Below are 11943 nucleotides of genomic sequence, written 5' to 3'. Positions count from 1 at the left end.
AGGCGTTTCGCCTTTTTTTTAAATTTTCTTTAAATCAGGTCGTGCCTTGCGTTCAGCGTTTTGTTGATGCCTATGGTATTGCCTTTCATTAAATAATAATCAAATGAAATTATTTTTAGCCGTACTAGTATTAGTTACAGGAGCAGTTGCCTGTACACAGCCACAGAGTTATAAAGCAGAAAGAGACCAGGTCATGAAGTTTCATGATATCGTCATGGAAGATCATGGCGTACTGGTTAATAATCAGATGAGACTGGATTCTATGCTGAAAGGGATGACAGCGCTTAAAACCAGGTTCCCTTCTACAGATACTCTGAAAGAAAAAGAGGTCATGAAAGCAACCCTTGACAGGTTGAACAAGGCTGAAGAGCTGATGAACGACTGGATGCATAAGTTCGAACCTGATGTTACCGGTAAATCAAATGAAGAGGCCATTAGCTATTTCAAAGCTGAGCGTGCTAAAATCGGAAAAATTGATAGTCTGTATAAGGTTGAAATTAAATCGTCGAGTGCTTACCTGAGTCAGTTTAAGAAATAATGAAAAGAGGACTGATTTATCTGTTACTACTGCTGGCAGTGGTAACAGGCTGTAAGGATAAAACTAAAAGGCTTCCTTTTTTAGGACAACAGGTGGATGGTAAGGATACAACCTACAAAACCATTCCGGCTTTCAAATTTCTGAACCAGGATAGCGCGGTAGTAACCAACAAGGATTTTGACGGGGCTATTTATGTAGCCGATTTCTTCTTTACTTCCTGCCCGACGATTTGCCCGACAATGCACCGTAATCTGCTGAAAGTATATGAGAAATATAAAGGAAATCCTGAGGTAAAACTAGCATCACATACCATAGATTACAAATATGATACCCCTTCGAAAATGAAGGCCTATGCCACTAAACTGGGCATAAAAGGAACGCAATGGGAGTTTTTATGGGGAACCAGAGATGAGGTTTATGCCCTGGCTGAACGCAATTACCTGGTTTCTGTGGGAGAAGATAAAAGAGCACCTGGAGGTTATGTACATCAGGGGTATCTGGTGCTGGTTGACAAAGATAAAAGGATCCGTGGTGCTTATGATGGAACAGTAGATGAACAGGTGAAACAGCTCATGGCCGATATGGATACTTTACTGGCAGAATACAAAAAATAAGATGAGTGGAAAACCGACAAATCTTAGCCGCACCGTAAAAAAAAACATGTATTCCTGGCACCGTGTACTGGGAATTATGACCATAATTCCAGTTATTTTCTGGACTTGTTCAGGTTTGAGCCATCCGATTATTGCCCATTGGTTTAAGCTGGATATTGCCCGTGAGTATATTAAACCTCAGGTAGTTGACAGTGCAAAACTCAGGCTTCCGGTCAATGAAATACTAAGTAAAAATGGAATCAATCTGTTCACCAGTTTCAGGTTAATTGATTTTCAGGGTGAAACCTTTTATCAGGTGCGGGACCGGAAAAATAAAGTGGAGTATTTCTCTGCGACCGATGGGATTAAACTGATAGATGGAGACCGTTTATATGCTGAACATCTGAGCCGGTATTTTTTAGGTGACAGTACCTCGAAAATATCTTCAATCACGCCTGTTACCAGTTTTACTGATGAATATAAGTATATCAACCGTCTTCTGCCGGTATGGAAGGTGAGTTTTGCCAGGAAGGATCACATGGACGTTTATGTTGAAACTTCCCAGAGCAGGCTGGCTAACTATAATGATGACAACCGTAAACTCTTTCTCTGGGTTTTCAGCAACTTTCATAGTTATGAATTTATTGCTAAAATCACGAACAATACAGCCAGGTATGCCTTGATCCTGGTATTGGCTGCTATAGTGATTTTTTCTACCCTGAGCGGATTATTGATTTATGGCATTCTATGGAAAAAGTTTAAAAAGCCGGTTCCCGGTCAGAAAGCAGGGTTCTTTCGGAAATATCACAGGACTATTGGTCTGCTGACTTCGATAGTTACACTTACTTTCATGGGCTCAGGTGCTTACCATGCGACACATAAATTCACTCCGGATGACAGGATTAATTATGTATTCGAACCTGAAATAAAAACAACCGGTCTGCTTGTTAACCCGATGGCTTTGCCAGTGCAGTGGAATCAGGTAAGTAATCTATCTGTGGCCAGGTTTAACGGTAAAACCTATTACCGTGTTAACCTGTTGAAAAAGGAGAATGATAGCTGGAAAAAACAACAGGTAGCCAAAGCAGAAACTATGTTTGCGGATAAAGATAAAAAGCTGAAACCTGATGTGAATTACTATGATGCTGCCACCGGGCAACTTTTGCCTGATGGAATCATGGAACACAGTTACAGTCTGGTGAAACATTTTGTAGCCCAGGGAGCAGCTGATGGTGAAGCGGCCTGTTGTGAAATGATGGCAAACGCAGCTGCGGATGAATCGGCTCCGTTAATCATCTCTTCGTCGGCCTATCTAACCAAATTCGACACAGACTATGGTTTTGTCAATAAGCGTTTACCAGTAGTAAAAATTGCTTTAAGCACCCCGCAGCATCTGACCTACTACCTCGAACCTGCTACCGGAAGACTGGCGGCAAAAGTACAGGACTCGGACAGAAGGGAAGGTTTAAGTTTTGCTGTATTCCATAAATTCCTGCTGGTAGATTTTGCAGGTAAGAATTTCAGGGATTTCCTGACCGCTTTCTCTGCATTCTGTGTTTTGGTAGTCAGTGTATCAGGGCTGATCCTCCTGATTAAAATAAAATAAATCATTGTTGTCTGATCAAGACGAAACTTACAGGGAAGGGCAAAACCCACCCTGTAAGTTATAAATCTTTTTCCAGCGCTGAAAAATCACATTCAAGAGAAGTCCTGTCCCAGTTTCCTGTAATTGCTGCCGCTTCATAAGTGGATTGGAGAAACTCCATCAGGAATTCTTCGGGGTTTGGGCTATTCCTGACATCTTCATAATGAAGGATAAATTCTCCCATATCAGGGTTAAAGCTTGCCTTTTCAGGTTTTACCGGCTGATCTTTAAAGGTGTCTGGGGTGGGGTAGCAGTAGGCGTAGAAAACCGGATAAGGAAAACTTTCATTGCCTGGCCAAAACCCACAACTACTTACCTCATGAGAATAGGCCTCCTGCATCACTTCCAGTGGCATATTGGGGGCGCCTCCCGGATGTTTAGGTGCACTTCTGCCAGAAAAACGGGTCACGGCCAGATCGAATGCGCCCCAGAAGAAATGAACAGGGCTGCATTTTCCGCTGAACTTTGCCCTGAAGCGGGTAAAAACAGTTTCCATTTTAACCAGTGCCTGCCACAGTAAGTTTATCTGCTCTCCATCATAGTGAAAATGAATATGATCTTCATTAAATGGGACTGCAGTTTCCAATTCATTTGGTTTGGCATAGATCTCTGTTTCAATTTCCATCAGTTGCAGTTTCTCCAGGAGTTCCTGGTAAAAATGGGCAACTGTACGCGAATAGAGGTTAAACCGCTGCTGTCCGTTGGCACTGGAAGTAATGACCAGCTGATGCCCGATGAAGTCGAAATCTATTTGGAAAAGGCCGTTACGATAAGGGATACTGCCTGTGGTTAATCCCAATGCGGATACATATAAGGTGACGTGCCAGGAATGGTTTAGCCAGGGACTGTTGATCAACCTGATCTTGCCAACGATCTGAGTCCATAACTGAACGGTTACCATCGTGTCTTTCAGGTCTTTGAATTTTAATTCGGGCCAGTTCTTCCTGATCATAGCTCATCCTTTCTTTGAATAAAGATAATAAAACTACAAACAAAACAATTGCACTGCTGTTTTTATCGTAGTCTGTTTAATCGTTGAACAGGCTATGGAGAAAATCTTAATTATTAAAATTAATAGAGCTGCCCCTCCTATGGCAGCTTTTCTTTTATCAGATCATATTATGGCAAAAACAGTAGCAGCAAAATTAGTCGAAATACTCATTCAGGCAGGCGTAAAGCATGTACATGGTTTAGTCGGAGACTCTCTTAATGGTATAGTAGATGAGATCCGGAATTCTAAAGAAATTAAGTGGATCCACTACAGACATGAAGAAGCAGCAGCCTTTGCTGCCGGTGCAGAAGCACAGCTGACAGGCAGACTGGCTGTTTGTGCCGGAAGCTGCGGGCCCGGAAATATGCATTTGATCAATGGTCTGTACGACGCACATAAAAGTAACGCACCGGTACTGGCTATCGCCGCCCATATTCCAAGTGAGCAGGTGGGAACAGGTTATTTTCAGGAGACCAGGCCAGAATCATTGTTCCGCGAATGCAGTTATTATTGTGAAACTATAGCCTCTGCCAGACAAATGCCAAGGGTATTGCAAATTGCGATGCAGCATGCGATAGGGCAGAACGGAGTTGCAGTGATCAGTTTATCCGGAGACGTTGCGATGGAGAAAATGGAACAGGAAGAACTGGACCACCCTTTATTCGTTAGCCGCCCTGCTATTCGCCCTGCTGATGATGAATTACAGAAACTTGCGGAATTCGTTAATGAAGCTAAAAAAATCACGCTATTGTGTGGTGCCGGATGTGCCGGGGCACATGATGAATTATTAGCCCTTGCCGGAAAAATCAAATCACCGATAGTACATGCACTGCGCGGAAAAGAGCATGTGCAGTATGATAATCCTTATGATGTCGGAATGACCGGGCTGATCGGTCTTTCTTCCGGTTATCATGCAGTAGAAGAAAGCGATTTATTGCTCATGCTGGGTACAGATTTTCCTTATAAGGAATGGTACCCTACAAAATCCAAAATTGTACAAATAGATATCAGGCCTGAAAGACTGGGCCGCAGATGTAAACTGAACCTCGGATTAACCGGTGATGTCAGGGAGACCATTAAATCCCTGCTGCCATTGCTGAACGAAGTAACAGATACCGCCTTTCTTGAAAAATGCCAGGAACGTTATCAGGATAACCGGAAAAATCTGCTGGGACATGCACAACCGGTTTCAGGGAAACCTATTCATCCGGAATATTTAACCAGAATACTCAGCGAACAAGCTGCCGGCGATGCCATATTTACTGCCGATGTGGGCACACCAACGGTATGGGCGGCACGTTATATCGATATGCAGGCCGGCCGGAAACTGATTGGTTCATTTAACCATGGGTCGATGGCGAGTGCGATGCCGCAGGCTATAGGTGCACAGTTTGCCTTCCCGGACAGACAGGTGATCTCTCTTTCCGGCGACGGGGGCTTCGCGATGCTGATGGGCGATATATTGACAATTTACCAGTATGATCTGCCAGTGAAAATAATTGTTTATAACAACAGCTCTCTGGGCTTTGTAGCGATGGAGATGAAAGTTATCGGGATGCCTCCTTTTGGAACTGATCTTAAAAACCCTGATTTTGCAAAGATGGCGCAGGCTATAGGGATCAGGGGGATCAGAGTAGAACAGGCCGAAGGGGTAGAGGCAGCAATTGCTACTGCTCTGGCTCATCCCGGACCAGTACTGGTAGATGTTGTGGTGAACCAGGCAGAATTATCTATGCCACCAAAAATTGATTTTGAACAAGCCAAAGGATTTGGTATTTATATGCTGAAACAGACCCTTAAGGGAGATGGAAAAGAAGTATGGGATACCATCAGTTCAAATTTTTTGAGTAAATAGCGGCTATGAATGTATTTATTACGCGGGTAATTCCGGAATCTGGTTTGCGTTTGCTGGAAGAGGCGGGGCTGAAGATCAGACAATGGACGCAGAAGAGAAAGATGACGAGAGATGAGCTGATTGAAGAATGTTACTGGGCAGACGCCTTGTTAAGTGCTGGTCAGCAGCTGGACCAGGAGTTTCTGGAAGCCAGTAAACATTTGAAAATCATCGCGCTGCATTCTGTGGGTTATGATAACGTAGATATAAAAACGGCTACCCGGCTAAAAATACCTGTAGGAAATACGCCGGGGGTATTAAGTGGGGCTACTGCTGATACGGCTTTTCTGCTGATGATGGCTGTGGCAAGAAATGCTTTCTATATGAACCGCAGGATTATTAACGGGGAATGGGGGTTTTTTGAACCAACAGCCAATTTAGGAAAGGAACTGAACGGATGTACGCTTGGTGTATTCGGGCTGGGTAAGATAGGACTGGAAATGGCGAAGCGCTGTAAAGGTGCTTTCGGGATGAAAATTATTTATCATAACCGCAGCCGTAACATCGAAGCTGAACAGGAACTGGGTGCAGAGCTGGTTTCTTTCGAAGAACTGCTGAAACAAAGTGATGTCATTACAGTTCATACCGCACTGACTCCTGAAACCGATGGTAAGTTTGATCTGGAAGTTTTCAAACAGATGAAACCAGGCTCAATTTTTATTAATACAGCAAGGGGAAAGATCCATCAGGAAACCGATTTGATTGAAGCACTGGAATCCGGGTTCATCTGGGGTGCTGGTCTGGATGTCACCAGTCCTGAACCAATGCGCCCTGATAATAAATTACTCTTTATGCCTAATGTAGCTGTATTACCTCATATCGGCTCTGCTACAGAGGGTACAAGAAATGCAATGGCTAAGCTGGCTGCAGAGAACATTATCGCGGTTGCCAATGGAGAGCGGCCGCCGTTTCTGGTCAACCCGGAGGTTTACAGCCTTTAACCTGGTTCGTGCAGATGAACATGATTTTTCAGTATATCAATCTCATGTTGTAAATGTCTGACTTTCTGTAACAGATTCATGATCGCATCGATTCCTTCGATATTGATCTCTAAATCATAGTGGAAATGGATATAACGGTCCATTTCCACTAATTGTTCAAAATGCAGGAATTTATTTCCGTCAATAATGGTCAGTACAATTAATCCCGACTCTTCGAGCGCATCGACGAAGGAAGGTTCAATGGCATAATTAACACAGTAATCTCTTATAGTTATTAATTCTGTTTCCATAGGATGAATGAATTATTCTGTTACATTGACAGCTCTCTTAATTGTGTAAAGAGCTCTTTTTGCTTATCTGTAAGGTGTACGGGTATCTGAATAGTATAAGTTACAAAAAGGTTTCCAAATTCACCTTCTTTCTTGTATACAGGAAAGCCTTTACCTTTCAGTCTGATTTTTGTGCCGTTTTGTGTGCCTTCAGGGACCTTAAGTTTGACTTTACCACTTAAGGTATCTACCATGGCTTCACCGCCAAGGGTAGCTGTGTAAAGGTCTATCTCTTTGTTCAGATAAAGATCATCTCCCAATCTTTTAAAGATCGGATCATCTGCTATAGTGATTGTAATGAAAAGATCTCCCGCAGGGCCACCATTTGTACCCGGACTGCCCTGGCCTTTCAGTTTAATGACCTGACCATTTGCAATACCTCCCGGAATGGATATTCTTAAATTCTTACCATTAACGGTAATCGTTGGTTTATGCGTTTCAGCTGCTTCTCTGAAAGTTATTTTTAGTTCTGCCTGCAAATCCTGTCCTTTAAATCTTGCATTGCTTCTTTGTTGTCTGCCGCCGCCGCCGAACATGGATTCAAAGAAATCAGAGAAATCACCTCCTCCAAAATCTGATCCGCCGCCGCCGAAACCGCCGGAACTGCTCCGTCTGCCACCGCCAAATGGATTACCACCGGATTGTTTAGCCTGGTCGTACTGGTCAGCATGTTTCCAGTTTTCACCGTATTCATCATATTTCTTACGCTTATCAGGGTCGCTTAATGCCTCATTAGCTTCATTGATCTGCTGAAATAGTTTATTTGCTTCTTTATCCTTTGGGTTTAAGTCAGGGTGGTATTTTCGGGCAAGTTTCCGGTACGCTTTTTTAATCTCGTCCTGTGTTGCTTTCTTATCCACACCCAGGACTTTGTAATAATCAATATATGCCATAGTAAATAGATATCAATATACAAATTTACAGTTTATATCACGAATAATGCTGAACTGATTTTTTATAAGGTTATAAAGTAAAAGTACTGAGGGTATTGTAAATAGCTATTTTATTTATAAATTGCTTTATAGTTATAGCTAGTTTAAAAATTATCAAATTATTTGTTTTAACTCAATTATTTTTATGAAAAAACGCTCTTTAACGGGAATCGCAGTCCTTGCATTCTCCTTAAACTCATTTGCGCAGACTGATACCCTTTATTCAAACAACAAAAAAATACCCTGCGTTGTTAAGGAAATTACTGAAGATGCTGTAAAATATTCTTATCCAAATGAAGATTTGATTAATTCAGTTTATAAGAACAGCCTCCAGAAAATAGTATTTAAAAGTGGGAGAGTGCAGGTCTTTACAGAATCTTCTTCTCTTAAACAGGTTAGCGGAGTCAGGGACTATGAGAATGTGACTGTCACCGCTATTGAAAATGAAATTAAAGGATTGTATAAAATTGGCGATGTCAGTTCAAAGGCCGTCGGAACCACTGCACTGGCTAATCAGGAAAGGGTGAAAAACCGTGCTTACCGCAAGCTCAAAATACAAGCTGCAATGATGGGTGGGAATATTATTTATCTGACCAATCAGCGTACTGAGGGAAATAAAGCCGGTGGTTATTTTACAGCAAGTTCTTCGGCAGAAACTAATCTTACAGGGGTATCTTATAATAATGTGATACCCAATCTTGAAGAATTTAAAAAGCTACAGGGCGAACACAAGGATTTCAGCTCTTTTGAGGAGTATAAACTAGGTGGAAGTGATAGTGATTTTAGCTATAAACAATCTATCAGAACTTTTGTTGTTTCCAATGTCCGCGATGATAACGGTATTGTTACGCTGGAAGGAGAGCTGGAAGGCGAGCATAAAATCAGTCAGTTCAGACTCGTTGGTTTTACTAATGAGTATTTCAGCATATTTTATCGCGATAAAAGTACCGTTTACAACATAAGCGTTAAGTTTTAGTCTATTAAAATGAAATTAAATATGGAACAGACAGTTGAGACTGTTTCATTAATAGTTTTTATTTTTCTAGCTTGGTCATCTAAATAAAAAAATAATGAAACCCCTCTCCATAAAGGATATAGCAAAGAAAGCAAACGTGTCCATTACGACTGTTTCCTTCATATTGAATGGTAAGGCTGAGAAGATGCGGATCAGCCAGGATATGATCGCAAAAGTTGAGGCAATTATAAAGGAAGTTGGCTTCAGGCCGAATCAGGTAGCGAGAAGTCTAAGAACTGGAAATACCAATACGATTGGTTTGATCGTAGAGGATATCTCCAATCCGTTTTTCGCTGCTATTGCAAGACTGATCGAAGATAAGGCTTATAAACACGGCTATAAAATCATCTATTCCAGTACTGAAAATAATCTGGAAAAGGCAAAAGGCCTGATCAAGATGTTTAAATCCAGACAGGTAGATGGTTATATCATTGCCCCGATGGTGGGTATGGAAGAAGATATCCGTGATTTGTTGTCTGACCGTACTCCGGTAGTTGTTTTTGACCGTCATTTGCCGGGACTGGACGTAAGCAGTGTCCTGGTCGATAATGTAGAAGGTACCTATATGGCGACCGACTCATTAATCAGCAAAGGAATGAAGAACATCGCTTTTGTGACTGTGGACATTGATGTGGAACAGATCAAAGACCGTTATAAAGGTTACGAGAAAGCGCTGAAAGTAAATAAACTCAAAATTGATCCAAAGCTTTGTAAACTGATTTCATTCAATAACACTGCTGAAGAGACAACTACTGAACTCACCAGGTTCTTTAGTGATAACCCACAGATTGATGCAGTCTTATTTGCAACCAATTATCTGGCTGTAAGAGGATTATTCAGCTTCAGGGAAATGAACAAACAGTTAAACGCAACTTTTAAAGTGATTGCTTATGATGATCACGATATCTTTAAATTGCACTCACCCACAATTAGTGCGGTAGATCAGCCTATAGAGGAAATTGCCGAAAATGTGATCAGTCTTATTTTAAAAGAGCTGTCAATGGCACATTCGTTTGAAGAAAAAGAACTGAACAACATCGTTTTATCTTCAAGACTGATTGAAAGATAATCCGTTTTTCCGGACATAAAAAAAGAGGATCAGCCAGCTGATCCTCTTTTTTTATGTCCGGTGGTATCCTTAAGCTTGTAAATCTGCCATCAGGGATTTAATTTTATCTCCTAATTTCGCATCTACGGTTTTAAACTGAGCCTTATCTGCAAGGGGGGCATTTACACTGCAATAGAATTTAATCTTAGGCTCTGTGCCTGAAGGACGTGCTGAAACTATGCTGCCGTCTTCGGTAATGAACTGTAATACATCTGATTTAGGGAAATCCAGTTTGGTTTTCTCCTGCGTATCTAAATTAGTTTCAATTCCGAGTTCGTAATCTTTTAAAGTTTTCACTTTAGAACCACCAAGAGTCAAAGGAGGGTTATTTCTGAATTTCTCCATCATAGCCTTGATTTCTTCTGCTCCTGTTTTTCCTTTTTTAGTCAGGGAAACCAGCTCTTCTTTATACAGGCCGTATTCTACATACATATCAAGCATGGCATTGTACAGGCTGCTGCCTTTATCTTTATAGAAAGCAGTCATCTCAGCGATAAATGCGCAGGAAATGATCGCATCTTTATCTCTTACCAGTTCTCCGATCAGGTAACCATAACTTTCTTCACCACCGCCAATGAAGGTTTTTTTACCTTGCAGACTGGTGATCAGGTGGCCAATGTATTTGAAGCCTGTCAGTGTGTTGAAGAATTCTACGTTTTTGGATTTTGCAATTTCTTCTACCAGGTTAGTCGTCACGATAGTCTTAACGATATACTGATTACCATCCAGTTTACCTTTTTCCTGCCATGCAGTAAGCAGATAGTTAATCAGTAAACTTCCGGTCTGGTTTCCATTGAGTAAAACGAATTCGCCATCGTTGTTTTTTACGGCAATACCCACACGGTCAGCATCGGGATCTGTTGCCAGAACAAGGTCTGCATCAATTTCCTTGGCTTTGTTCAGCGCCAGGGTCATCGCTTCTTTTTCTTCCGGATTTGGATAAACTACCGTCGGGAAGTTTCCATCTGGTGTGCTCTGCTCTTTAACCAGGGTTAAATTGGTAAAACCAAATTGGGCCAGTGCTTTTGGAACCAGGGTAATACCGGTACCGTGAATCGGCGAATAAACAATTTTCAGGTCTTTCTGTCTGGCTATGGCCTCTGGTGAAACTGATAATTCAGTAATCTTATCCAGGTATAACTGATCGATCTCTTCACCGATCAATTCGATATTGCTGGCATCACGTTCAAATTTAACCTCATCAATGTTTTTGATTTTAGCTACTTCATCCATGACCATAGTATCGTCAGGAGAAGTGAATTGTCCGCCGTCAGCACCATAGGCTTTATAACCGTTGTATTCTTTAGGATTGTGTGAAGCAGTCAGCATCACGCCGCTGCGGCAGCCTAATTCTCTGATCGCAAACGAAAGTTCCGGGGTCGGACGCAGTGCCGAAAAGAAATAAACATGAATTCCGTTTGCTGAAAATACGTCAGCCGCAATGCCGGCAAAAAAATCTGACTGGTTTCTGCTATCATGCGCGATAGCTACTTTTATTTTTTCTCCCGGATATTTTTTAAGCAGATAATTGCTCAATCCCTGGGTCGCTGTACCTATAGTGTATTTATTAATTCTGTTTGATCCTGCACCCATAATACCACGTAAACCACCAGTACCAAATTCAAGGTTTCTGTAAAAAGCGTCAGTTAATTCTGTAGATGCTTCTTTAGTAATCAGGTTCTGAATTTCTTCTTTTGTTTGCTGATCATAATTTCCATTAAGCCACACGTTAATGGTGTTTTGTATTGCTGCTTCTAATTGCATGTGCTGTCGTTAATATTTGATTATTTCTGATCTATGAACAAAATAGAAGGAAGTATGTTTTTATGGGTCTCATAATAAATCGGTTCCCCCAAATTTTATTTTGTATAAATCGTAATTATTAAGCGCGTTTTATTAATTTCACCGCCCAATGCAATTATATACCAAATTAATTGAATTAAAAATACCTAGTTCT

The 11943-nt window shown here is 41.4% G+C and carries 11 protein-coding genes; 7 read left to right on the top strand and 4 right to left on the bottom strand.

Features of this window, described 5'->3' with window-relative positions:
* Positions 1 to 103: 103 nt before the first annotated feature.
* The 3 genes from HDF25_RS25195 to HDF25_RS25185 are packed head-to-tail and all read left to right on the top strand — an operon-like array spanning position 104 to position 2737.
* On the top strand, positions 104 to 538 hold the full coding sequence (locus HDF25_RS25195) for a hypothetical protein (RefSeq protein WP_184629185.1): 435 nt from the start codon (positions 104 to 106) through the stop codon (positions 536 to 538).
* Positions 538 to 1152: an SCO family protein gene (locus HDF25_RS25190; RefSeq protein WP_184629184.1), complete on the top strand. Its 615-nt coding sequence runs from the start codon at positions 538 to 540 to the stop codon at positions 1150 to 1152. Before HDF25_RS25195 ends, HDF25_RS25190 begins: the two co-directional genes overlap by 1 nt.
* Before the next feature lie 46 nt (positions 1153 to 1198).
* Complete coding sequence (locus HDF25_RS25185; protein ID WP_184629183.1) at positions 1199 to 2737, top strand: PepSY domain-containing protein; 1539 nt, start codon at positions 1199 to 1201, stop codon at positions 2735 to 2737.
* Positions 2738 to 2795: 58 nt separating this feature from the next.
* Here the strand turns inward: HDF25_RS25185 and HDF25_RS25180 are convergent, their stop codons facing one another.
* A complete protein-coding gene (locus tag HDF25_RS25180) occupies positions 2796 to 3728 on the bottom strand; it encodes a DUF5996 family protein (RefSeq protein WP_184629182.1) in 933 nt (310 codons plus the stop codon).
* Between the two features lie 94 nt (positions 3729 to 3822).
* Between HDF25_RS25180 and poxB the strand changes: the two genes are divergently transcribed.
* On the top strand, positions 3823 to 5622 hold the full coding sequence (gene poxB / locus HDF25_RS25175) for a ubiquinone-dependent pyruvate dehydrogenase (RefSeq protein ID WP_317618251.1): 1800 nt from the start codon (positions 3823 to 3825) through the stop codon (positions 5620 to 5622).
* Between the two features lie 5 nt (positions 5623 to 5627).
* Positions 5628 to 6602, top strand: coding sequence for a 2-hydroxyacid dehydrogenase (locus HDF25_RS25170; RefSeq protein WP_184629181.1), 975 nt, complete (start codon positions 5628 to 5630; stop codon positions 6600 to 6602).
* Here HDF25_RS25170 and HDF25_RS25165 read toward each other — a convergent pair.
* Together HDF25_RS25165 and HDF25_RS25160 are read right to left on the bottom strand one after the other, a co-directional pair.
* Positions 6599 to 6892 (bottom strand): chaperone modulator CbpM, encoded by a 294-nt coding sequence (locus HDF25_RS25165; protein ID WP_184629180.1) that lies wholly within the window; start codon positions 6890 to 6892, stop codon positions 6599 to 6601. The genes HDF25_RS25170 and HDF25_RS25165 overlap by 4 nt on opposite strands.
* Before the next feature lie 20 nt (positions 6893 to 6912).
* Positions 6913 to 7824 (bottom strand): DnaJ C-terminal domain-containing protein, encoded by a 912-nt coding sequence (locus HDF25_RS25160; RefSeq protein ID WP_184629179.1) that lies wholly within the window; start codon positions 7822 to 7824, stop codon positions 6913 to 6915.
* Positions 7825 to 8008: 184 nt separating this feature from the next.
* On the opposite strand from HDF25_RS25160, the gene HDF25_RS25155 reads away from it, so the two are divergent.
* Together HDF25_RS25155 and HDF25_RS25150 are read left to right on the top strand one after the other, a co-directional pair.
* A complete protein-coding gene (locus HDF25_RS25155; protein WP_184629178.1) occupies positions 8009 to 8839 on the top strand; it encodes a hypothetical protein in 831 nt (276 codons plus the stop codon).
* 94 nt (positions 8840 to 8933) lie between these two features.
* Positions 8934 to 9947, top strand: coding sequence for a LacI family DNA-binding transcriptional regulator (locus HDF25_RS25150; RefSeq protein ID WP_184629177.1), 1014 nt, complete (start codon positions 8934 to 8936; stop codon positions 9945 to 9947).
* A gap of 69 nt (positions 9948 to 10016) precedes the next feature.
* Here the strand turns inward: HDF25_RS25150 and HDF25_RS25145 are convergent, their stop codons facing one another.
* Entirely contained in the window at positions 10017 to 11750 is a 1734-nt protein-coding gene (locus HDF25_RS25145) for a phospho-sugar mutase (RefSeq protein WP_184629176.1), read from the bottom strand.
* Between the last annotated feature and the right edge of the window lie 193 nt (positions 11751 to 11943).

Origin of the sequence: Pedobacter cryoconitis, assembly GCF_014207135.1 — a bacterium.
GTDB classification, from domain to species: Bacteria; Bacteroidota; Bacteroidia; order Sphingobacteriales; family Sphingobacteriaceae; genus Pedobacter; species Pedobacter cryoconitis_D.
Note: the sequence above shows the minus strand (reverse complement) of the source record. Positions and strands in the feature narration are given on the sequence as shown.

Bases quoted from the DNA above. Each gene is read 5' to 3' on its own strand.
- HDF25_RS25195 (WP_184629185.1), top strand. From the start codon at position 104: ATGAAATTATTTTTAGCCGTACTAGTATTAGTTACAGGAGCAGTTGCC.
- HDF25_RS25190 (WP_184629184.1), top strand. From the start codon at position 538: ATGAAAAGAGGACTGATTTATCTGTTACTACTGCTGGCAGTGGTAACA.
- HDF25_RS25185 (WP_184629183.1), top strand. From the start codon at position 1,199: ATGTATTCCTGGCACCGTGTACTGGGAATTATGACCATAATTCCAGTT.
- HDF25_RS25180 (WP_184629182.1), bottom strand. From the start codon at position 3,728: ATGATCAGGAAGAACTGGCCCGAATTAAAATTCAAAGACCTGAAAGAC.
- poxB (WP_317618251.1), top strand. From the start codon at position 3,823: ATGGAGAAAATCTTAATTATTAAAATTAATAGAGCTGCCCCTCCTATG.
- HDF25_RS25170 (WP_184629181.1), top strand. From the start codon at position 5,628: ATGAATGTATTTATTACGCGGGTAATTCCGGAATCTGGTTTGCGTTTG.
- HDF25_RS25165 (WP_184629180.1), bottom strand. From the start codon at position 6,892: ATGGAAACAGAATTAATAACTATAAGAGATTACTGTGTTAATTATGCC.
- HDF25_RS25160 (WP_184629179.1), bottom strand. From the start codon at position 7,824: ATGGCATATATTGATTATTACAAAGTCCTGGGTGTGGATAAGAAAGCA.
- HDF25_RS25155 (WP_184629178.1), top strand. From the start codon at position 8,009: ATGAAAAAACGCTCTTTAACGGGAATCGCAGTCCTTGCATTCTCCTTA.
- HDF25_RS25150 (WP_184629177.1), top strand. From the start codon at position 8,934: ATGAAACCCCTCTCCATAAAGGATATAGCAAAGAAAGCAAACGTGTCC.
- HDF25_RS25145 (WP_184629176.1), bottom strand. From the start codon at position 11,750: ATGCAATTAGAAGCAGCAATACAAAACACCATTAACGTGTGGCTTAAT.